This window comes from Paenibacillus sp. OK003 (genome assembly GCF_900109515.1).
Taxonomy (GTDB): Bacteria; Bacillota; Bacilli; order Paenibacillales; family Paenibacillaceae; genus Paenibacillus; species Paenibacillus marchantiae.
Map to the genome: position 1 here is coordinate 395,362 of NZ_FOBD01000003.1, position 23,157 is coordinate 418,518.

A 23,157-nucleotide genomic window follows, 5' to 3' on the forward strand; every position below is an offset into this window, starting at 1 on the left:
TATTTCAGCTTCCCCGGTATGTACTGTAACCTCCTGGCGCAATCAACAAAGGAATGTGATAGTGACTTGAAGCATCGGATACGGCAAACCGAATCGGTACAACCGTCCATAACGCCTGCCCCAATTCTTCAAGAGATCGCTGTGCGTAATACCCCTCAACGTTGAAATGAAGCTCGTAGACCGCTTGCTCAAGCTTCCCGCCTTCAAGCAACGGAGCATCCAGACGGCCATCGCTATTAGTCACCGATTCAGCAACTTTCATTTTGCTTTCCTTCTCGCCATCTCTGTGTAATACAAAAAGTTCAACCCGCACGCCTGCGGCCGGAACGCCCTTGGAAGTATCCAGCACATGCGTAGTAATCCGTCCTCCAGCCACCGACATCATGCCTCTCCTTCTCTCTTCGAGCCCCTATAGTCAACCTCTAGATCATCTCTTGTCATTGAAAAGCCTTGGAACCCATAAGGAGGTCTGGCCTCGGTGAATACTTTGCCCTCTCCTTCTTTTACTTCCTCCAGCACCGTTTCCCATGTCCGATTGTTGGATTCGAATGAAACCTCACTGAGCTGTCCAAATCGACGCAAGAGCCTTAAACCAATCTGATAAATCAGATGCTGAATGGATGCCGAACGACACGCATGGAACACAGCTGCAGCAACATCTCTTACCTGCTCCGCCGCTACATAACGTCCGCGCTGATCGTCCATGCCATCTCTCGGGTCTTCGTAACGCCAATTGATATTCAGGAAAATGAACAGTGGACGGTCCCATGTCTCGGGTAAGGTGGTGTACTCATCCTTGACAAAACCGGCAAATTCACTGCCTTTGACCTTGATCAGTCTGATATCTGCAACACCACTGAAATGATTGCTCAGCTCGACCTGGTTTCCTTTTCGCTGCGCTTCAATGGCAGCCGTCGCCCGATCATTCTGGGAATAACGGAATACCAGATCGCTTGCACGAAGGCTTCCCTCTCTGCGAACAGGCACATCTTCAAAAGGTATCTGATCTGCCGTCATCTGGACTTTGGTCATCTGCGGATATGTCTCCAGAAAACGTCGGCTGACGTCAGCGAGAAAACCTTCCACCGTAGCTCCGTAGTAATCCGCAGCATGTTTTAGGATGAAATTCTTCATTAAATCCGTTGCAATTACGCGAGAGTTATCTCCTTCGATAAAAGAAGGCAAAAATTCGTCGCCTTGTACGGCTACTTTAATGTTTAATCCGAACAGGATATTATTGCGTCCGGTAAATGGAGATTCCGGGATCGCCTGAATACCCGTCAAAGGTTTGGCATATGAACGGTACATCCATACATCCCCTTTGCCGTAATACATGGTCCGCTGCTTTACGTCGGAGGGATTAAATTCAAATTCATGTTCATGACCAACCTGCACCAGCCACTGCTCCAATCGAATGGAAGCAATTTTGAACACTTCCTTCAAAGCAGTCTGGAATTCTTCCTCTCTTCCCCTCTGATTGCGCCTCCGCATGGACTCCAGGATGGACTGAGCTGTGTGACCTTTCACGGCCAATATAAAAGGAAAGCCAAATTGGCTTGTATATTCTTTATTTAACTTATTAAGTTCGTTATATTGCTCCGCCGAAAGTGAATTCAGCCCTGCACCAGCCTGTTCCTGAACGGAATTGCTGCTCATGCTGATCCGCGCCCCGAGATCCGGGTGATTGCAAAGCAACTGCAACTGGACCTTTTCATCAGATGTCTGCACTACGTTTATCATCACATTCATCATGTGTTCAAAAGAGTCAAATGGCCGCGAAGGCCAGGAACGCTCCGCCACCCAAGGTGATTCTTCGAATAGTCCACCAAACGTATGCACGAACTGTGTGATAGACCAGCTGTTAACGAGTTTAATGAAGTCGCCCATGTTAGAACCTCCGGTCTTCTGTGGATTGTTGTTCTTCATTTTAAGTGCCTCAGCGCACTGCGACAACATTATTTACGCAAATTTGTAATATAACATAACATCAGTTATGTGATTTGTTAGCAATGCACGGGATTCGGTTGTTCAAATGTAATGAAAAGCGAAAAAAACCGTACTTCCTCAAGGGAAATACGGTTTTATCTGACATGCCTGCTTCATTGTCATGCTGCACAACATTTGTTCTGAATATGATTATGATCATGAAAGTATTTACGTATTAAATGGGCCCACTCTTCCGATTAATGATGCTGCGAATACGGCCTTGCCGTAGTTTTATCCCGCACAAACTTGCGGAAGGTGAACACGAGCTTTAATTTCAACAGATCATTAGTCTTCTTAAAATCCATTTGCAGCAAACTTCCGACTTTCTCCATCCGATAGGTAACGGTGTTCCGATGCACAAACAGCTGCTTCGCTGCTTCGTTAATGAGTCCATCATTCTCGATAAAAGATTCCAGCGTATTCATCAGTACCTGATTGGGATCGCCGTCCCTGGCCAGTAAAGGCTCAAGTACTTTATTGCAGTAATTCTCCATAATATGATCCGGAACATGTTGGAATACATAGGCGAATTCCAGCATCTCAAACTGGAGAGCCCGATCCTTCATACCGAATCGGCGAGCCAGTTGACGAGTATCCAAACATTCCTGATAGGCTTCACGCAGCGACTTTGGCTCATGTTTCATTTTGCTGATCCAGAACCGCGGTGCAGATGCTCCCTTAGCTTCCTGTGCTGCAAGAACATCCCCGAACCGATTCAGCAGGAAGGCTGATAGCTCCTCTCCATAATCCCGTCCTGTTGGACAGGTATAGATGGAGAGTATGCCATCTTCGATCTGAAAATGCTGTGAGGCCGTGAATTGCATAAGCGGATTGTACTGCAACTCGCGGTGGATCTGCTTCAGCAGCTTTCCTTCTGCAAAAACAGACGGTTCCAGCGTGATCAACACGCATTGATAAGTCCCTTGGAACAGATGAACGCCTTTATTCTCGCTGAGCTTGGTGAGTTCAGCTACCGTCATTTTGTTATCTAGATATTGGGTTAGCAGTGTACGCATCTCATCCTGAACGGTGGGATTAATGTGTTCTCGATAGGTCATATCCATATAGAATGCCAGGACATCCGCAGCCTGCTGAAACAATTCTTCCTCCGCTCTAAGTGACAGCGCCGAGTCTGTGAAGACGAGCAAAAATCCGTATTCTTCATCATTCTGCTTAATGGGTACCCGGTGGCAGCTTCCCTGATTCCATTTCACCCGGTGCATGACGGATTTCCAGGGCCAACCCTGTACTACTGCATCTCCCGCTATGCCTTCGCTTCCATACAGCACATGGCCGCGGGAGCCAATAACCGCAAGCGGATAATTCAACACGGTTGCTAGTTCGGCAAATACATTCCGATGCGGTTGCTGCTGCAAGGCAAACTGCATCAATTTTTTCTGTTTTTGCACCACCTCATGCAGTAACCGATTGCTGCGTTCATGTTCAGCCTTAAATAACGCATTCATCTGGTCGGAAAATGTAAACTGAAACGGCAGTTCCAGCAGCGGTAACCGCAGCCGATCTGCTTCCTCGATAATCCCTTGCGGAATAGCCTGCCAGAAGCGGCCCAATTTAATGCCAAGCCCGGCACAACCGCGTTCGTTCAGACGCCGCATCAGACGAAGCGCATCCGTCTCGTTGTCTTTCATAATAAATGCGGTTGTGAACAGCAGTTCTCCGGATTTAATCCAATCCGCTATATCTGGAGCGTCCATGACGTTAACGGATTTCATCATCCGCGAAGTCCCTTCCCCACCTGCAACCAGTCTGGCCTCAGACAACGGGTATACCTGTAAAGCCTCTTTAACCGTGAGCTGCATGGACATTACCTCCCATATATATAACGCATGAAGCCGTTTATATCTCTTATTTGGAATTGAACAAAGGTTCCATACTTGTTTTTAACCATTTTATTGAAATAAACCTTGATTGTTGTTAAGTATTATAACATCATTTTTATTTTAATAGCTTACATGAGAAAAAAATAAAACCCATGACACAATTGCAGCAATCGTTGCGCAACTGGCATAGGTTTTATTTTTGAGTTGATACATGTTGAATGACAAACGAAAAAGATCAGATTCCCAATGTTTCATGACTAAGCCATAATTTCATCCGGGAGAGTACCTCTTTCATATTGAGCGGTTTGCTAATATAATCCGAGGCTCCTGCTGCAATACATTTATCACGATCTTCTTTCATGGCTTTGGCAGTCAAAGCAATAATAGGGAGCTGCTTGAGATTCAATCTATCACGGATTTGGCGAGTGGTCTCATATCCATCCAACTCTGGCATCATGATATCCATCAAGATAATATCCGGATTCGCTTCTCCGCTCTCTAACATCTCCAGACACTCGTAGCCATTCTGAGCTGTAATCACCTTCATGTCATACTGCTCAAGGGCATTAGCCAAGGCATAAACATTTCGAATATCATCATCGACAACGAGAACCTGCCGACCATTCAATAATGATTCTTCCAGTGGAGTCAGTAACATCTCGATTTTGGTTGAATTCATTCCTGAAGCACTGTCTATTTCAGGAGCAGTCACGGCAACCTCGTTCAAGAACAATCCGGGGTTCTGCATAACCTCAGGCTCTTCCCTTCTAAGCGGTAGGAATAAAGTAAAGACACTTCCTTGTCCTTCCCGACTCGTTGCTGAGATTGATCCTCCCAACAAATTGGCGAGGGATTGAGAGATTGACAGTCCCAATCCGGTTCCGCCGTATTTTCGCGCTGTGGCTCCGTCTGCCTGCTTGAACGCATCAAAGATCTGCAGCAGTTTGTTCTCAGCAATGCCAATCCCGGTATCACTTACCGAGAAGGCTATAACATCCTTCTCTGCCCCGTTATCTTCAGGATTGGCCAGACTCACTCTGGAGATGGTTAAGGCCACTTCACCTTCATTGGTAAACTTGAATGCATTGGAGAGCAAATTCCGCAAAATCTGGTGTAACCGCATCTCGTCGGAAACAATCGTTTCCGGCAGAGGGCTTTGAAGCTGAATCCGGAAATCAATTCCTTTTTGCTCCGCCGTTTTCAGGAAATATTGATTCATCGCTTCCGGCAGGCTTCCAAGATAGATATCATCCAAGTCCACTTCCATCTCCCCGGCCTCCACTTTGGAAAGATCTAGAATATCGTTAATCAGATTCAACAGGTCCTTGCCTGATGCATGGATCACCGAAGCATATTTCTGTTCTTCACTGTTTAAGTGCTGATGCTTGTTCTCAGCCAAAATTTCGGAGAGAATGAGCATACTGTTCAGCGGAGTACGCAGTTCATGTGACATATTCGCCAGGAACTCAGACTTGTAACCAGAGCTTGTCCGCAGCTGATCCGCTACTTCTGCCAGTTCACTGGCAGAGGTCTCAGCCGCATTTTTCTGCAGTTCCAGACGCTCATTTAACATGTACAGTTCTTCTGTCTGCATATGTAATTCTTCTGTCTGGGAGACCATCTCCTCGGTCTGTGCCTGCAGTTTCTCCGATTGTGTCTGCAATTCTTCGTTCAGTACTTGGGATTCATCGTACAAATGCTGTAATTCCATGCGTGTTATAGTGGAATGAAGCGAGACTCCGAAGATTTCGATCAGTTCGGTTAGCAGCTTTGTTTCCTTTGATTCGATTGGCTTCATGGAAGCCAGTTCGATTACAGCTATCGTTTTACCTTCAAATACCACCGGGGCTACCGTGAGTGATGCAGCTGATGCATCACCAAGCCCCGATGAGATGCGAATATAATTTTGAGGCAAGTCGTTCATTTGCAGAACCCGCTTCTCCATTGCACTCTGACCAACTAACCCCTCACCCGGAGCAACGGACACTTTACCAAGAGAACGCTCTTTCTCGCCATCTGCTGCATACGCAGCTACACGAATGAGACGATTCTCTTTCATCGCATATAACACCCCATAAGGGGCTTCCAGCAGGATCGCGACCTGGTTTAGGAACAACCGTGACAGTCCCTCCAGACTTGTCGGGTTCTGCAGGAGCGTGGCGATATTGGCGACCTGATCCTTAAGTCGATTCTGTTCCTGTACCGTGTCCAGCAATAAGTTCGTCTCTTTACCTAAATCACCGACCTCATCGTGTGTACGGACAATAATACGCTGTGTGAGATTGCCGCCTTGAGATATGTCGCTGATGGTATGTTTGACTTGACGCAGGGTTTTGACGATATTGCCCGAAATGACGAACGCTGCGGCAACAGATAGTCCGGCAACGGCAGCCCATAAAGTGTACATAATCGTAAGCAGTGTGGAGCTTCGCGCTGCGAGCTCGGCCACCCGGCTCTCCGTAAGCCGCAACTCTGTGCTGCGGAAATTCTCGAACTGAGATCTTAACAGATCAATTTCGCTTTTCCCCGGATCGGAATGAAAAAACTCAATAACCTTCTCCTGATCTCCTTGTCTTTTTAGGGCTACAGAAGCTGATCCGGCAACATCAATCCAGCGGACAATATGTGTTTTGATGCTTTCCAGAGTACTCTGCTGGGAGGGATTATCGCTAACCAGCTCATACAGTTCGGTATAATTGGAGTTCCACTGGGTTAACGCTTGGTTGTATGGCTCCAAATAACTTTCTTCCCCGGTAATCATGTATCCCCGCTGTCCGGTTTCCATATTCAAAACATTTTTCTCAATGGCATTGGTCAGGTTATGCACTTCCAGGTCGTGGTGGCTGATAAAATCGATTTCCTTCTGCGATGCATCAATTTGGGCAGATAACACCAACAAAACTGCACCAAATAACAATACAACCACTAGATAGCCCAATAATATTTTGGAGCGTATCGTGAATCTTCTCTTTTTCGACAACGCAGAAACCTCCAATGAAATAAACAATTCCGATCAATTAAAAAACAGTCGCATATGTAGTTTATATGTATACGTATAGACTGACAAGCATTAGTTCACAAACCTCACGAGCAAAAAACGACCTGCGTATGCAGGTCGCTTGTTTAATGGTATGAAGTTCGCAGAATAAAGAATGATTAAGCTTTCGGGGCAATCATTTTCGCTGGATCAACATACTGATCGAATTGCTCTTCTGTAAGCAGACCTGTCTGCAAAGTGGCTTCTTTCAGAGACAGTCCTTCCTTATGCGCAAGCTTGGCAATTTTGGCTGCATTCTCATAACCGATGTGCGGATTAAGAGCAGTAACCAGCATAAGCGAGTTATTCAGATTGTGTTCAATCTGACTGAGGTTGGGCTCAATGCCCACCGCACATTTATCGTTGAATGCAACGATGGAGTCAGCAAGAAGCTGAACAGATTGCAGGAAGTTATAAATAATGACCGGTTTGAACACATTCAACTCGAAGTTACCCTGACTTGCCGCGAAGCCAATCGCCGCATCGTTCCCCATCACTTGCGTAACCACCATGGTCATCGCTTCGCTCTGGGTTGGATTCACTTTACCCGGCATAATGGAACTGCCCGGTTCGTTCTCTGGAATACGAATCTCTCCCAGACCACTGCGTGGACCGCTAGCCAGCCAGCGAACATCATTGGCAATTTTCATCAAGTCAGCTGCAAGCGCTTTAACTGCACCGTGAGCGTAGACCACTTCATCATGACTTGTAAGCGCGTGGAATTTGTTTGGCGCGGATACAAAATCCTTGCCCGTATGCTTGCCAATTTCCTTAGCTGTATAATCCCCAAAGTCAGGGTGTGCATTAATTCCGGTTCCTACAGCTGTACCACCAATTGCGAGTTCTTTCATATAATTAACACTATCCCGGATCATGCGTTCACTCTTATCGAGCATCGCTTCCCAGCCGCTGATCTCCTGACCGAGTGTAATTGGCGTTGCATCCTGAAGATGAGTACGTCCAATTTTGATAATATCTTTGAATTGTTCCGATTTGTCTGCAAAAGTGGCTTTCAGCACCGCGATTGCCGGCAAGAGCTGATCTTCAACAGCAAGTACGCCTGCAACATGCAGAGCCGTTGGGAATGTATCATTAGAGCTTTGGGACATGTTCACATCATCATTCGGATGCAGACGTTCTTCCTTGCCCTTTTGTTCAAGCAGCTGGTTACCCAGATTGGCTATGACCTCGTTTACGTTCATGTTGGACTGTGTTCCACTACCCGTCTGCCATACCACGAGCGGGAAATGATCATCAATCCGGCCTGCAATAATTTCATCAGCGGCATATGCGATCGCATCCGCTTTGGCAGCGGACAATTTACCTAATTTATGGTTACTGGCAGCAGCGCTTTTTTTCAAAATGGCAAGAGCACGTACAACTTCCATCGGCATATGCTCGCGACCGATCGGAAAGTTCTCCTTGCTGCGCTGCGTCTGAGCTCCCCACAGCCTGTCGGCTGGCACTTTCATTTCACCTAACGTATCTCTCTCAATGCGGTATTCCACTTGCTTTTCCTCCTCCAAAAAGATGGTTTGGGTCTCTACAAAAATACGTATACATTCTTTTCTTCACAGCATCTTGCATCTGTTGATTCCGAAGTCACCTTTGGGCTTTATGTGCAAAATGCTTTTATGAGCAAAGCTTGTGTATCTTGTCATATTATACATGATTGCCTGACCGGTTTTCACCTTTTCGACAAAAATGTAAGCGTGACGCAAAATGTCCGAGTATTTATTTTTGCGGTTTAATCGGATAAAGACGGCTGGTTTGCTCAAATAATTCGCCCGGCTCAAGACCAATTAGACCGATCTCTTCAGCAGGAATGCCTTGTACATTCGGGGCATTAACCAGGTTCATCTGTGGCTCAGGACAGAAGAATCCGCCAGTCATATTGTTATTCCAGATCATCCAGTGCTTGTATGACGTGCCTACATCGTATACCAGCTTGTCACCGGTACGATGATCGGTAAGCTCCATATAGTTTCGCCCATTCTGCGGTTCTGCAGTGTAATGGTTGTCCATGGCTGCAAAAAACGGACTAACACCCTCACCCTTTAATTGCTCTTCCTCTGGTGTAAGCGGTTGAAATTGTCCCGTAGGCAAAGAGCGTTCATTTAATTCACGACGCTGACCAATCGTTATTTTGGCCGTATAATCGGATGCATGGCTTTCCGGTGCAAAAGGTACGCTAATGGCTGTATGGAATGCGAACAAATTCGGCATACGTTCCTTCCCATTATTGCGTACATTCAATTGCTGCTGAAGTCCGAGGCTACTCAGCGAATAACGGAGCGTTACTGTAAAGGTGAATGGCAGGTATTTGTAGAACATATGTCCTTCCTTCACTTCCTGACTAAGCAAAACATAACTCTCCAGCTCGTCAGATCCGTAGCCCTCAACTTTCCACTCGGCATCATGCAGGAATCCGTGCAGATGGTTGCCTGTAGCTGGTTCGTTTATAGGTAGTTGATAGACTTCGCCGTTCCAAGGGAATCGACCATCCTCATAGCGATTTGGTGGGGAAAGAATAGGAATACCGTATACGGCAGGTGCAGCCATAAACTCGTCCATATGTTCCTGGTCCGGCTCACGCAAATAACGGAATCCCTGCTCTGTATCACGGAAAGCGACAAGGTTGGCACCCACGCTCGGAATAACAGCCGCTTCGAATTGATTGAAACGAAGCCAGACGGCTGGTATACCTCCAAATTGTTCTTCGAAAGCTGCATTGTGCTGTGTCATCGTTATATGTACCTCCTGCATACTAAGGTTATATTATACGGCTCGACTATATCATGACCGGGCACAAAATACCAATCTATGATAGAGAACAAATTCATGATGGAACGACAAAAAAGACAGCTACGAAGTTCCGTGGCTGTCTCCATCCGCTGATGCTGCCGCAATGAAGTCACTCCAGATTTCATTGGAATGCCATGCAGGACATCGGCTCTATTATTCCACATATTTGCCGTGATCCGGGACGGCGGTCTGTTCGAAATCAAGATCGAGCCGCTCCAGCGAATCTCTCAGCATTTCCCCGGTTAAGGAATGACCATGCCCGGTAACAGCAACTATGGGCTCCAGTCGTCGAATGTGCTGAACTGATCGATGAGCCGCTTGCCAATCCGTTGTGAAATAGGCGGGTGGACCGTGCAACTGTTTGTCCTGAAGCAGCACACTCCAGAGCGATTCCTGTTTCACAGTGACGATCGCATCACCCGCAATCAGGATACGGTCTTCTTTCCGAAATAGCGATACATGGCCCGGTGTGTGACCGGGAGTATGCAGCCATTCCCATCCAGAAACACCTGGGATTGAATGATCATCCGGCAGACTGAATATCCGATCATCGAGATTAATAGCTTCATTAGGGTAAGCAAATGACAGCCGTGCCATCAAACCGCCACCTACAGTAGGGTCCGCCGGAGGGTAATCCTTCACACCTGTCAAATAAGGCAGTTCCAGCGGGTGTGCATGCACCGGGACACCCCAGAATTGTTCCAGTTCAATGACGGTCCCTACATGATCAAAATGACCATGTGTCAAAATAATCGCAGACGGTGGACCAGGAAAGCGTTCAGCTGCAACATGAAGAATCTGATCAGTGAAACTGGCCATTCCAGTGTCCACGAGCACCCAGTTCCTGCTTCCAGGCTCCCCGATGAACACAACATTAACGAACAGTGTACGCAGACTGAGGATATCGTGCGCGACTTCTTCAAGTCCCGTCATTCCTGCTGTAATCAGATTGTCAGATGCCATTCACGGTTACCTCCCATTCAGGCGGATTGTCTCTCTGGTTCCATTCATCTGTCATAGACTTCCCTTTTCTGGAGTAACTATTCCTTATTTCCAGTAAAATAGACGGTGGACGCCCTGTTTCAGGCATACACCGTCTAGTATAATCAGCTGCATTCCATATTAGAACAAGAACCTCTCGGTCCTATTATGCCGGGAAAGCGTCCAGTGCCGCATCAAGCAGCTGATTGTACATATCGTCATCATTTTCCAGCAGCTCGTCCATACGCAGCAATTCATCTTCATCACCGGATTGTTCAGTGAAATGCAGACTATAATCCCAATCCTTGCCGTTCTTGCTCATAAACGTAATCTCATAAACCGACTTTTCGCCTTCTGCACGAAAAACCGTATTACCTACATAATTCTTCTCATCTTCACGACGCATCTCTGCACGAATAATCTCAATATTCACAATCGTTATCTCCTTTAATCTCTCATCAGTTCCAGGTCTCCATAATTTATGGTAAACCTAGTTTGGTAATTATTATTGGTTAATTGTACAATATATATCGTAGCAACGTATACCTTATTCAATGAGGGAACCATTCTGACTCCTTACATACTTGTAATGAGGACTATAATAACAAACAGCTACGACATTATACCAAACAGGAGGAACAAATAGCATGAACAATTTTGAAACGAATTTACAACAATATGCCGAACTGGCAGTCAAAGTGGGTGTCAATGTCCATCCTGGGCAGACGCTCGTGGTAAACGCACCCATCTCCGCAGCACATTTTGTGCGCCTGATCGTCAAAGCCGCTTATGGCACAGGTGCCAAGTTGGTCAAAGTAAACTGGAGTGATGAGGTTATTACACGTCTTCACTATGATCTCGCACCAGAGGAATCCTTCTCCATTGAACCAAAATGGTTTGCAGGGGAAATGACTGAACTCGTAGAAGAAGGTGCCGCCATTCTGCATGTTATTGCAGAAAATCCGGACCTGCTTGCCGGTGTTCCTCAAGAACGGATCGTGACTAGTCAGAAAGTTCGCGGTAAAGCGATGGAGAAATATCGCTCCTATCAGATGGCAGACAAATTCAGCTGGTCCATTGTGGCAGTTCCTTCCCCTGAATGGGCAGCCAAAGTATTCCCTGATCTTCCGGCTGAGCAGCAAATTGATAAATTGTGGGATGTCATCTTCAAAACCGTTCGCATTGGTGAGAAGGATGCTGTCGCAGAATGGAAAACGCATTTGCTGAATCTCGACTCCCGCGCAGATCTGCTTAACGAGAAGAAATACAAAAAACTTCATTATACTGCCCCTGGCACAGACCTGACGATCGAGCTTCCTGAAGGTCATCTGTGGGTATCCGGCGGCAGCATCAATGAGCAGGGACACGTCTTCGTTGCCAATATGCCTACAGAGGAAGTGTTCACCGCTCCACTGAAAACCGGCGTTAACGGTACAGTTCGCAGCACTAAGCCACTGAGTTATGGTGGCAACCTGATCGACGGCTTCTCCATCACTTTCGAAAATGGTCGAATTGTCGATTATACTGCTGAACAAGGACTTGATTCATTGAAAAGTTTGATTGAAATGGATGAAGGCGCACATTATCTGGGCGAGGTAGCTCTCGTTCCACATCAATCACCAATTTCGGATACGAATATTTTGTTCTACAACACCCTCTTTGATGAAAATGCATCCAACCATCTGGCTATCGGTAACGCCTATGCCTTCTGTCTGGAAGGCGGCAAAACGATGTCCAAGGATGAATTGATCAGCCATGGGATGAACTCCAGTCTCACTCATGTGGATTTCATGATTGGATCAGGAGAAATGAACATTCACGGTGTCACTTCCGAAGGTAGCGAAGAGCCAATCTTCCTGCAAGGCAACTGGGCTTTCTAATTTAAAACGGTGTAAATGAGAGAGAGGGTCACTCCTCTCTTTTCCTGCGTAAGCGGGGAATTCATGATATGGAGGAACTTGATATGTTGAGTTTTGAACAAAAACTGGATCGTTATGCTGAACTGGCTGTAAAAGTTGGAGCCAACGTTCAGCCCGGACAAATCTTCGTGATCAGCGCGATGATTGATACAGCTGAATTCGTGCGTTTGTTGGTGCGCAAAGGCTACGAGGCCGGAGCAAAGAAAGTTATCGTCAAATATGGAGACGAAACTGTCAATCGGCTGCGGTTTGAAATGGCACCCGAGGACTCCTTTCAAGATCCGCCGAAATGGCATGCCGCTGAACTTGAGGAGCTGGCAGCGAACAACGCTGCGTTCTTGACCATATTGTCATCCAGCCCGGACCTGCTGAAAGGCGTCGATCCTGAACGCATTTCCACCCACCAGCGTACATACGGACAGGCGATGTCCAAATACCGACAGTATCAGCAAGCGGACAAAATGAGCTGGACAGGAGTAGCCTGTCCTTCGCCGGATTGGGCCGCCAAGGTATTCCCTGACCTTGCCCCTGCTGAGCAGATGAAACAGCTCTGGGAAGCCATTTTTGCTGCTGTAAGAGCTGATCTGGAAGATCCTGTAGCGGCTTGGGAGCAGCATATTGAGCGTTTGGAGCACAAAGCAGTTGCCCTGAACAGCAAAAAATATAAAGCTCTGCATTTTGTCTCACCGGGAACCGATCTTACCGTTGATCTTCCTGAAGGGCACATTTGGGCGCAAGCGGGCAGCATTAATGAACAAGGCACTCGTTTTGTGGCCAACATCCCGACAGAGGAAGTATTCACAGCACCAGCCAAATATGGGGTGAACGGCAAAGTGTCCAGTACCAAGCCGCTCAGTTATGGTGGAAGTATCATTGATCGCTTCTCTCTTACGTTCAAAGACGGACGCATCATTGATTTCCAGGCCGAAGAAGGACAGGATACACTAGAAAGACTCATCAATATGGATGAAGGCTCGCATTATCTCGGCGAAGTCGCTCTGGTACCCTTCCATTCTCCAATCTCGGAAAGCGGTATTCTCTATTACACAACGCTATATGATGAAAATGCCTCATGTCACCTCGCTATCGGTAGTTCCTATGCCTTCAATATCGATGGTGGCAAAACGATGTCAACCGAAGAGCTTGCAGCTCGCGGCATGAACTCCAGCATTACTCATGTAGACTTCATGATGGGATCGCCGGAAACGAACATTTACGGCGTGACAGCGAATGGCGAGCGTGAAGCTATCTTCCTGAACGGCGACTGGGCATTCTAAGCCAGATTCTATTATTCTACGATTATTAAATAACACATAGAGGCCGCCCTACTGACCATAATTTACTGGTTAGCGAGACGGCCTCTCTTTATTTCGGCTATACTTTTTCTGCTTCTGTCGGACGAACCTCCCATTGTATCGCTTCCATATAATGTTGTAAAATGAAATGATACCAATGTTTGTGGATTGTTCACCAGAAAGGAGAACATCATGGCCAATCGGCTCCAATTACTCTTAGCCTCAGATTTCCATAATTTGGGCCCTCAGCTTCAAGAAGAAGTGTACTACGAATACTATAATATGGTACATGGTCTCATCGTTTACATTATCAAAGAACGTGCAGCAGCAGAAGATATCATCCAGGAAGCTTTTATCAAAATCATTAAAAACAAACCTCTCTTCGACAACGAAGTCAAGCTGAAAGCATGGCTGAAGGTTGTCACACGGAATACCGCCATTAATTATCTGAGAAAAAATAAAAATAACCGTAACCAACTGGATACGGATAGTGTTTTTATAGATATGGAGACAATTAATCAGACGGCAGCTTCCGTAGAGAGCACGGTGGAGACTCAAATGATGCAGGAATCCATCGAGTTCTATCTGGAACAGCTTAAGCCGGAATACCGTGTACTTGTGGAGCTGCGCTGGAAAGAGGGTCTTTCCTATCGGGAAATGGCCGATCTGCTTGATACATCCGAAGAAATTGTAAAGCAACGTTTGTTCAGAGCCCGCGGAAGTATCAAGAAGAAATTACATAAGGAATGGGGTGGAAGTATTGAGCAAAGGCAAGTCCGATAAGCAAATGGATTCATTCGATTCAGAGCTGGAAGACGATTTTTTTGATGCCGCGTTTGATATGGCTTTTGACGAAGCCTTTCATCAGGCTGTATCTGCCACCCCTGCTTCCCACACCGAACCCATGCGTCAATCCTGGCTCCGAGTTCAAAAGGAAATTGCCCGGGTTGGCGTACGCAAGAAAAGAATGCACACCATACGTTTATCTGTCATTGTTGCTGCGTCCGTGACCATCGGCGCCGTCATCTTCAGTATGCCTACCGGGACGCAAGCCGTCTCCCCTTTTGTACAATCCATCAAGGACTGGGGCAATGGTATGAAATCCATTGTTATCGAGGATCGTACTACTCATTTGGGGGCTGATCCGTCGACAGCCAAGACCCCTCCACCTCCTGAACGAGGAGTTAATGAAGCTCCCAAATTCTATTCTGGAGACGAACCACAAGAGGATGAAGATATTGTTCTCCCCTTCTATGAGACATCACATTTACTTGAAGCGGTGGTTGTAACCAAGGAAATAGCACGCTCGGGATTTATGGGTGATTTTTTGTTATCAAAAGCGATTCCCGAGCGGTTTACAAAGATCAAATTTGAGCTCATGCTGGATACTCTCAATCCCGTCAATCCGGAAGATTATTACGAATCTCAACGCATGAGGGTTCGTTATAGCGGCGAAGGCAAAAATGGTGAAGAAGAAGTCATTCAGTTTGATTATGCCTATGTTTCGCCTGGTCAGATCATTGAGGGGCCCATGCTTCGCGAAACAAGTATCGTCAAATTGGCTGATGGCAGCGATGCATTTATGTACCTCGGTCCCCCCTATAATACCTTTCAATGGATGATGGGTTCTGTCAATATGAGCTTATTCGGAACCGTCTCGGAAGAAGAGATGACTGCCATTGCCAATGACCTGCAGGAACAAAAATTTCCAGGTAGTACTCGCAAGTAAATTAAAATAATACGTTGCTTGAAATATGTGTTGTCGTCTCAAGCTTGACCCCGTCGTCGGCCGTGTGAAGACTGACGACTCGATAGTAATATCCGGTTATAACCGTCCACTTCGATTGGGCATTAAGGGTCTGCGTTTGCGTTTTCTTCTTGGAACCGGATTGATAGAGTATCCAGGCCGATCCCGTCCAGCGCTCAAGTCGATAATCGACTTGCAGCGATTTCATTTCCGAGAAGGTCGTTGTTATTGTATTTACAACCGCAGTCAGCCCCCCTCCAGGTGTAACAGTCCCCTCTGCCTGATAAATATAATTTGGGGAAGACAACATATTAACACTTGGTTCCAAGGGCGGTGGTGGTGGAGTAAGCGCGTGGGGCTGGATACTTGGACTGGCTACAGCTACCCCGGCGGTTGGTATGGCAAGAATTATGGGTGACGATAGTGCTGCAACAATCATGACTTTCAGCATGGACGTTATTCTAATTTTCCGCATATGTATCCACCCTTCATTTTCCAAATTTTATTTTGTGTAAATATTAAACGGATGTAGTGGTTAGAAGGTTTCAAAAAAATAAAAGACGCTCCGACTTACATTTGATATGCTCCCATCATAGTAGACGGTAGAAAAAACAAAACTTTCTACGTCGATATGATGGGAGTTTTTCTAATGTCTAAACGAAGTCAGGTGTCCCTTGAAGCGAAACTACGTGCGGTCAAGCATTGCATTGCATTTAAGTCCAGTCCGAACCAGGAAGCCAGGCAATTTATACCCTCACACATGAACTGGACTATCAGAAAGCGGCCCAGAAGTATGACGTGTCTTATTCGCAAGTATATGCATGGGTTCGGAAATACCAAACGGGTCAAGAAGAGGCTCTCCGAGATCATCGGGGACATAAAAAGCCTGTAGAAAAACGGAACGAGCAGGAACGACTCAAGCTACGCATCAAGGAACTGGAAGCCCGGAATGAATACCTGGAGATGGAGAATGCCTTCGCAAAAAAAGTTGGCAGAGATCGAGCAACGAAAACCACGTTAACCCTGGTTCGACATGTAGAACGGTATCAATCGATACAAGAGCTACACCGTGAAAAAAGGATACGCTATTGCATTGTTATGTGCACTGGCTGGAATTGCACGATCTGCCTACTACCGATGGTTAAAGTGGACACCTTCTGCCCGAGAACGTGAAATATATAAGCTGGCAAAAGAAGCGAAGCGTCGTTATGACAAGCGAGATGGGATTCTAGGCTATCGTCAAATGCGTACCCAGTTAAATCGAAAGTTGAACCAGAAGTACAACAAAAAGCGCTATTACCGAATTATGTGCGCTCTGGGGCTAAAAGCAGTCATTCGTAAAAAACGGCCACATTACGTGAGTGCTACAGCCATCCATGTGGCTGAAAATAAAATGAACCGCAACTTCGATGCCCCTGCTCCGAATGTCAAAACGTCTACCGATGTGACAGAACTGAAGTATGGAAATAGACGTAAAGCTTATTTAAGTGCCATTATTGATGTATACGATAACTCTATTGTTTCATGGGTACTCCGTGATGTCGCATCCTAATAAAGTATCACCATGGAATTGTGCCCTTGCGATCCGTGAAGGTTCCCGTAGGTCCGTCTTTACCAATAGTAGCCATTCTAACGATGGCATCTGTACCTTCCTGGACTGTCTGATGTCCTTGCCCAGAGAGGTCTGTTTTGGTGGGGCCAGGGTCTACAGCATTGACCCTAATATCAGTCAAGCCTTTCGCATATTGCACGGTGAGCATCGTTACAGCTGACTTAGATGAAGTATACGAAAGAGAGTTAATTTTCGATTCCAATGTGTCTGGGTTTGTAACCATACCGAAGGACCCTAAACCGCTACTTACATTGACGATAACGGGAGATTCCGAATTGCGTAGTAAGGGAATAAACGCATGCGTAACACGGACAATACCAAAGACGTTGGTCTCATAAGTCTGGCGGATATCATCAACTGTGATATCTTCAGGCTTTTTGTATGCTCCGGTGATTCCCGCATTATTGATAAGAACGTCAATGCGCCCCTCTTTTTGCATGATTTCGGTTGCGGCTGCATTCACAGAATCGGTGTCCGTCACATCGAGAAGAACATAACGAGCACCAAGTTCTTCGGCTGCTTTCGTTCCGCGCTCTGCATCTCGGGAGCCGATATATACGGTATGTCCTAGTTTAATGAGGCGTCGTGCGGTCTCAAAACCAAGTCCCTTATTACCACCGGTTATTAATGTAATTGTCATTTTAAAATAACTCCTTTGCTTTTCCCATAATGTAAGAACTCTCTTACATGATAACAGATTGAATGTAAGATGTCTATTACATTTGGGTGTGATAATAGTGTACAATCATATTGAAGGAAGTGATAACATGTCCAATAACGAACGGAGTTACCATCATGGCGACCTCAGAGAAACACTAATTCGAACTTCATTAATATTGATCTCGGAAGCTGGACTTGCCAACTTCTCTGTTTCTAGGGTAGCAAAACGAGCGGGGGTGTCCTCAGGTGCTCCCTATCGTCATTTTCCAGATCGCGAGAGTCTTCTTCTCGCTACTGGGATTGCGTTCCTAACCGGGCTTACCTTGAACATGCGAACAGCAACGGATAAGGCTGGTAATGATCCGGTTGACCGTCTGGCTTCGACAGCTGGTGCCTATGTTCTGTATACAATTGATCAATATGTAGGTGTTGAATTATTTATTGCATTGCAAGGGGCTCAATTCACAGAATTTCATGAACGGAAACGTGAAATGATCGATTTCCTATTTTCCTTAGTACAAGAAGCTGAGCCACATGCGACATGGAGCCAAATCGTTGAGTTATTAGAAGCGCATTTAGCTGTTAGCCAGGGCTTTTCTGATATGTATCAACAAGGCATGTTTTCCCACATGAAACTTTCAAATGGAGAAATTGCAACAAGGGCGACAGTTGCTGCTCGCCATCTAATAAAGGGTTGGGGTATGAGGTGAAGCGGAAGGTTCTTCTTACTTCCGGGGCAATTCCAACTTTTCCTTAGCATTTGTTTTGTTAGCCCAAAGAATTCAATTAACATCGAAATTCCTCGGGCATTAGAATTAACTTGCCGTTACAGACAGCGCGGAGAACCGTATCACAGTAGAGAATTACGCTAACACAATAGTTCAACTTCGAAGGGGCTATGGTGCGGTCACCCCTTCACTCTGCTAATGGACAGGATTTTCAAAAAAGTCTGGTGAATAACATAAGTATCGAGGAGTTCTCAGTAATTTTTTGTATCGACAAGATGAGCGCAGATGGGAGATGCAATCATGCAACTTGTAGCATATCTTGCCAATACGACTCCATGAAACCTACAAACCTAATCAGCAATGCTGATCAATGGACTTGCGTTAGTGTGTAGAGCTTACCCAAGAGCGACAATAACCATTCACGAATCATTCCTTCGTTTGAGAACGAACGGGATAATTTCTTCAAATAGAAACAGATTATAAAAGTCCACCATCGTTTTGCTTTCGAAGGTGGACTTTTAAGCCAATTTATTGCTGATTCCCATGTTTTTAAATACTCCTCTTAAAAAACAGAACACTGGGCTCCAGTTGAAGTATGGATTTACAAAGAGCATGACTCGTGTAAGTCGCTGTTTGGACAATCAGTTCTCACATGCCTCAGACCAAATGGCAGGCTACAAAATGATCCGCTCCTACATTCCGATATGCTGGAATTTGCTGCTTGCAGATATCTTCTGCCCATGGACAACGTGTATGGAACTTGCAGCCCGTTGGCGGATTCACCGGACTGGGGATATCCCCTTTAAGCACAATTCGTTCCCGTTTCAATTTGGGAATCGGCACAGGTACTGCTGATAGCAAGGCTTTCGTATACGGGTGCAGTGGATTGCCGAACAACTCATCTCGCGAGGCCGTCTCGACCATGGAGCCCAGATACATCACTCCAATGCGGTCACACAGATGTTCCACCACACTCAGATCATGCGAAATAAACAAGTAAGCAAGGCCACGCTCTTGCTGAAGCCGTCTGAACAGATTGATAATCTGAGCCTGAATGGACACATCCAGTGCAGACACCGGTTCATCTGCGATAATCAGTTTGGGATTTAAGATCAAAGCTCGCGCAATCCCTATCCGCTGTCGCTGTCCACCAGAGAACTCATGGGGAAAACGATCAATATGATAAGATGACAATCCGCAGGCTCCGAGTACCTCCTTGACGAGATCACGTACTTCGCTTGCGGTCGCCAACCCGTGATCCAATACAGCCTCCCCAATCGCATCACCAATGCGTATGCGCGGATTCAGTGAACTGTAGGGGTCTTGGAAAATAAGTTGAAGCTGAGGACGAATCTTCCGTACTTCCTGCATAGATAACTGATGCAAGTCAACACCTTGAAAACGAATCTGTCCCTCCGTTTTCTCTGTTAAGCGAACGATGGTTCTTCCTACGGTGCTCTTGCCACTACCGGATTCACCCACTAATCCAAACGTCTCGCCTTCATGGATGGTGATGCTAATATCATCGACCGCTTTTACATGGGCAACTGTACGATTCAATAAACCTTTGCGAACTGGGAAATAGGTTTTGAGATGTTCAATTTCCAATAGAGGTTCAGACATGACTCAACGCCTCCTCATACAGCCAGCATGCAGCCTTCTGTCCGGGCCCAAGCTGCTTCAGCGTCGGCATTTGCGTGGTGCATATCGACATACAGTGCTCACAACGATCAGCAAAATGACAGGAATCTTTTAAGGACAGTGGATCAGGTACATGTCCGGGTATCGAATACAATTCATCCTGCCTTTGATTGATAATCGGCTTGGAGCGAAGCAATCCCTGGGTATATGGATGTTTGGGAGACTCGAACAATTGCACAACTTCCCCCTCTTCCACCACTTTGCCTGCATACATTACAACGACATAATCCGCCATTTCGGCTACAACGCCAAGGTCATGCGTGATCATCAGAATGGAGGTTCCTGACTGGGACTTGATATGTTGTAACATATCCAATATCTGCGCTTGAATGGTCACATCCAGTGCGGTTGTTGGTTCATCCGCGATTAACAGCTTCGGGTTACATGAGATGGCAATGGCAATCATAATGCGCTGCAGCATGCCTCCACTCAGTTCGTGCGGATAGCTGTTTGCAATCTGTTCCGGTCGTGAAATACCAACTTCGGCGATCAGTTCAACCGCTCGTGCACGAGCCTGCTTTTTACTCATTTTCAAGTGTACAATCAGCGGCTCCATTAATTGCTCACCGATTTTTAGTACGGGATTCAACGAGGACATCGGTTCCTGGAAGATCATAGAGATATCGTTGCCCCGGATGGCACGAAGCGAAGATTTACTTTCACGGAGCAAATCCCGTCCACCAAAACGGATCACACCGCCTACCACCTTGCCTGCCGGTTCTTCAATCAATCCCATGATCGACATAGCGGTTACACTTTTTCCACAGCCCGATTCACCAACGATGCACACCGTCTCCCCTTCACGCACATTCAGGCTTACGCCGTCGACGGCTTTGACATGGCCTTCTTCCGAGTAAAAATGAGTTTCAAGTTGTTCAATTTCAATCATATTCTGCATGAGGCGTGCTCACCTTCTCTTCTGTTTGGGATCTAATACGTCTCGAAGACCATCACCAAAAATGTTAATCGCAATAACGGTCACGAAAATGGACAGCCCTGGCGGAATCCATAACCACGGATGCTGTTGAAAATCAATCATGTTGTTGGCCGCATCGATCATATTGCCCCATGTAGGCGTTGGCGGCATGACACCGAGTCCAAAAAAGCTGAGTACCGATTCGCTGAGGATGGATCCTCCGATATTCAGAGTCGCCATGACGATGAGCAGCGGAACGATATTGGGCAGAAGATGGTGAAACAGTTTGCGACGGTCACGCAAGCCAAGAACAACAGCAGCCTGCATGAATTCCCGCTCCCGCAAGCTTAACATCTGTCCCCGTACCATTCGGGCCATACCGGGCCAGTTGACAAAGCTGAGCATCAGCATGACGATATACATTCTGGAATCCGGTGGAACTTTCCAATCCGATAACAACGCGCCGAAAATGAACAGCAGCGGCAATCCCGGAATCGTAAGCAGCAAGTCGGCAATCCGCATAATGACCTGATCAACAATGCCACGATAATATCCGGCGATGGCTCCAAGCAAGGAGCCGATAAATACGGATAGAACCATGGAAGCCAAACCAACAGTGAGCGAGATACGACCAGCCATCAGCACACGGGTAAGCACATCCCTACCAAGCGCATCTGTACCAAGCCAATGATGAATGCCTGGACCTTGTTTCATCGCTGTCATATTGATCTTGTTATCGGTATAAGGTGAGAACAGCGGTCCAATGAAACAAGCCACAAACATCAACAAAACCACGATGAATCCGCCAACGGCAAGTTTGTTCTTGAGCAGTCTTCGGAGCGATAATTTCCACAAAGAAGACTTGGTAGGAACCTTTAAAGGTAACGCAGCTTCTGTGGCATTTCTCGTTACAGACGATGAAGAGATTGTCATGTTCATAGCCCCCTTATTGCAAACGGACACGCGGATCTGCGATGTGATAGAGCACATCAGACAGCAGCGTTCCAATGACGGTCAGAATGGCGATAAACATCGTAAAGCCCATCAGCAGCGGATAATCCCGTAGCGAAAAAGACTGCATATATAACTGGCCGATACCCGGCCAGCTGAATATTTTCTCAATAATCAGTGAACCGCCGAATAAGGACGGCAGCTCGAATCCAATCAGTGTAATTGCAGGTAAAAGAGCATTGCGCAAGGCATGGGTATATAACACTTTGCTTTCTTTTAAACCCTTGGCTCGCGCTGTTCGAATATAATCCTGCTTGATCACATCAATCATGTTGCTGCGGAAGTAACGGGTAAGTGAGCCTACCCCAAGCAGGGTCATGACAATTACAGGCAAGGTCATGTGCTGAATCACCTCTTTGACATAGGCCAGGCCGGTGGCATTACTTCCTGTAGTCATCATGCCGCCTGGAGGCAACCATTTTAAGTCAACCGCCAGCAGTTTAATCAAAAACAATCCGATAAAGAAGGATGGCACGGACATGGCTGCAAATATGCCGATCATCACGAAGGTATCGAACCACGAGTACTGCTTATAGGCAGCGATCACACCGATAATAACCGCGATGAACCAGGTCAGGAACGTGGTCACCGCAGCTAACAGGAATGAATTCCAGATATATTCGTTGAACAGCGAGAGTACTGGCTTTTGTTGTGCCAATGAATATCCGAAGTCCCCGTGTACAGCATTTTTCATCCAGATGAGATACCGTTCGATAACTGGCTTGTCCAGTCCGTATAATTCGCGCAGTTCGGCCTTGCGCTCTGGACTCAGCTTAATGTTGCTGGAGATGTAGTCGCCAGGGGTAAGTGCATACAGGCTGAAAATCAGAACGGAAGCGGCCAGCAAAATAAGAACCATATATGTCATCCGTTTCACAATGTAAGTGCTCATATCAGGCTCCTTATCAATGCGTCCCC

The 23,157-nt window shown here is 46.4% G+C and carries 21 protein-coding genes; 7 read left to right on the forward strand and 14 right to left on the reverse strand.

Features of this window, described 5'->3' with window-relative positions:
- Positions 1-4: 4 nt before the first annotated feature.
- The 8 genes from uraH to BMW94_RS06595 form a co-directional block, all read right to left on the reverse strand.
- A complete protein-coding gene (gene uraH / locus BMW94_RS06560; protein WP_368086895.1) occupies positions 5-385 on the reverse strand; it encodes a hydroxyisourate hydrolase in 381 nt (126 codons plus the stop codon).
- Positions 382-1,887: a factor-independent urate hydroxylase gene (gene pucL / locus BMW94_RS06565; protein ID WP_090996015.1), complete on the reverse strand. Its 1,506-nt coding sequence runs from the start codon at positions 1,885-1,887 to the stop codon at positions 382-384. Before pucL ends, uraH begins: the two co-directional genes overlap by 4 nt.
- A gap of 296 nt (positions 1,888-2,183) precedes the next feature.
- Entirely contained in the window at positions 2,184-3,806 is a 1,623-nt protein-coding gene (locus BMW94_RS06570; RefSeq protein ID WP_090996021.1) for a PucR family transcriptional regulator, read from the reverse strand.
- Positions 3,807-4,062: 256 nt separating this feature from the next.
- A complete protein-coding gene (locus tag BMW94_RS06575; RefSeq protein WP_090996024.1) occupies positions 4,063-6,807 on the reverse strand; it encodes a CHASE3 domain-containing protein in 2,745 nt (914 codons plus the stop codon).
- 176 nt (positions 6,808-6,983) lie between these two features.
- Entirely contained in the window at positions 6,984-8,372 is a 1,389-nt protein-coding gene (gene fumC, locus BMW94_RS06580; protein WP_090996027.1) for a class II fumarate hydratase, read from the reverse strand.
- A 226-nt stretch (positions 8,373-8,598) separates the two neighbouring features.
- Complete coding sequence (locus BMW94_RS06585; RefSeq protein ID WP_090996030.1) at positions 8,599-9,609, reverse strand: aldose 1-epimerase; 1,011 nt, start codon at positions 9,607-9,609, stop codon at positions 8,599-8,601.
- Positions 9,610-9,822: 213 nt separating this feature from the next.
- The gene (locus BMW94_RS06590) at positions 9,823-10,632 is read right to left on the reverse strand and encodes an MBL fold metallo-hydrolase (RefSeq protein ID WP_090996033.1); all 810 of its coding nucleotides are present in this window, start codon (positions 10,630-10,632) and stop codon (positions 9,823-9,825) included.
- Between the two features lie 184 nt (positions 10,633-10,816).
- Positions 10,817-11,083 carry a hypothetical protein gene (locus BMW94_RS06595; RefSeq protein ID WP_083678844.1) on the reverse strand — a complete coding sequence of 89 codons (267 nt, stop codon included), beginning with the start codon at positions 11,081-11,083 and terminating at the stop codon, positions 10,817-10,819.
- Between the two features lie 214 nt (positions 11,084-11,297).
- On the opposite strand from BMW94_RS06595, the gene BMW94_RS06600 reads away from it, so the two are divergent.
- The 4 genes from BMW94_RS06600 to BMW94_RS06615 all read left to right on the forward strand — a co-directional run bounded on the left by BMW94_RS06600 (position 11,298) and on the right by BMW94_RS06615 (position 15,593).
- The gene (locus BMW94_RS06600) at positions 11,298-12,530 is read left to right on the forward strand and encodes an aminopeptidase (protein ID WP_079696003.1); all 1,233 of its coding nucleotides are present in this window, start codon (positions 11,298-11,300) and stop codon (positions 12,528-12,530) included.
- Positions 12,531-12,613: 83 nt separating this feature from the next.
- Positions 12,614-13,846, forward strand: a complete 1,233-nt coding sequence (locus BMW94_RS06605) for an aminopeptidase (RefSeq protein WP_090996036.1) — start codon at positions 12,614-12,616, stop codon at positions 13,844-13,846.
- Between the two features lie 210 nt (positions 13,847-14,056).
- Positions 14,057-14,647, forward strand: a complete 591-nt coding sequence (locus BMW94_RS06610; protein WP_063563940.1) for an RNA polymerase sigma factor — start codon at positions 14,057-14,059, stop codon at positions 14,645-14,647.
- Positions 14,625-15,593, forward strand: coding sequence for a hypothetical protein (locus BMW94_RS06615; RefSeq protein ID WP_090996039.1), 969 nt, complete (start codon positions 14,625-14,627; stop codon positions 15,591-15,593). The genes BMW94_RS06610 and BMW94_RS06615 overlap by 23 nt, the downstream gene beginning before the upstream one ends.
- A 1-nt stretch (position 15,594) precedes the next feature.
- Here BMW94_RS06615 and BMW94_RS06620 read toward each other — a convergent pair whose 3' ends face one another.
- Positions 15,595-16,086 carry a hypothetical protein gene (locus tag BMW94_RS06620; protein ID WP_090996041.1) on the reverse strand — a complete coding sequence of 164 codons (492 nt, stop codon included), beginning with the start codon at positions 16,084-16,086 and terminating at the stop codon, positions 15,595-15,597.
- Between the two features lie 290 nt (positions 16,087-16,376).
- Between BMW94_RS06620 and BMW94_RS31245 the strand changes: the two genes are divergently transcribed.
- Both BMW94_RS31245 and BMW94_RS06630 read left to right on the forward strand, forming a co-directional pair.
- On the forward strand, positions 16,377-16,784 hold the full coding sequence (locus BMW94_RS31245; protein WP_368086899.1) for a helix-turn-helix domain-containing protein: 408 nt from the start codon (positions 16,377-16,379) through the stop codon (positions 16,782-16,784).
- Positions 16,681-17,163: an IS3 family transposase gene (locus tag BMW94_RS06630; protein WP_175480601.1), complete on the forward strand. Its 483-nt coding sequence runs from the start codon at positions 16,681-16,683 to the stop codon at positions 17,161-17,163. Before BMW94_RS31245 ends, BMW94_RS06630 begins: the two co-directional genes overlap by 104 nt.
- Positions 17,164-17,170: 7 nt before the next feature.
- Here the strand turns inward: BMW94_RS06630 and BMW94_RS06635 are convergent, their stop codons facing one another.
- On the reverse strand, positions 17,171-17,863 hold the full coding sequence (locus BMW94_RS06635; RefSeq protein ID WP_090996050.1) for an SDR family NAD(P)-dependent oxidoreductase: 693 nt from the start codon (positions 17,861-17,863) through the stop codon (positions 17,171-17,173).
- 127 nt (positions 17,864-17,990) lie between these two features.
- Here BMW94_RS06635 and BMW94_RS06640 point away from each other — a divergent pair, with 127 nt between their 5' ends.
- Positions 17,991-18,593, forward strand: coding sequence for a TetR/AcrR family transcriptional regulator (locus BMW94_RS06640; protein WP_090996053.1), 603 nt, complete (start codon positions 17,991-17,993; stop codon positions 18,591-18,593).
- Positions 18,594-19,268: 675 nt separating this feature from the next.
- Here the strand turns inward: BMW94_RS06640 and BMW94_RS06645 are convergent.
- Genes BMW94_RS06645 through BMW94_RS06660 form a run of 4 tightly spaced genes read right to left on the reverse strand, consistent with a single transcriptional unit; the run spans position 19,269 to position 23,131 of the window.
- Positions 19,269-20,234, reverse strand: coding sequence for an ABC transporter ATP-binding protein (locus BMW94_RS06645; RefSeq protein WP_076288624.1), 966 nt, complete (start codon positions 20,232-20,234; stop codon positions 19,269-19,271).
- Positions 20,227-21,210: an ABC transporter ATP-binding protein gene (locus BMW94_RS06650; protein WP_090996056.1), complete on the reverse strand. Its 984-nt coding sequence runs from the start codon at positions 21,208-21,210 to the stop codon at positions 20,227-20,229. The genes BMW94_RS06645 and BMW94_RS06650 overlap by 8 nt, the downstream gene beginning before the upstream one ends.
- Before the next feature lie 9 nt (positions 21,211-21,219).
- Positions 21,220-22,161, reverse strand: a complete 942-nt coding sequence (gene opp4C / locus BMW94_RS06655) for an oligopeptide ABC transporter permease (RefSeq protein WP_090996059.1) — start codon at positions 22,159-22,161, stop codon at positions 21,220-21,222.
- Positions 22,162-22,174: 13 nt separating this feature from the next.
- Entirely contained in the window at positions 22,175-23,131 is a 957-nt protein-coding gene (locus BMW94_RS06660; protein ID WP_063563946.1) for an ABC transporter permease, read from the reverse strand.
- Positions 23,132-23,157 lie beyond the last annotated feature (26 nt).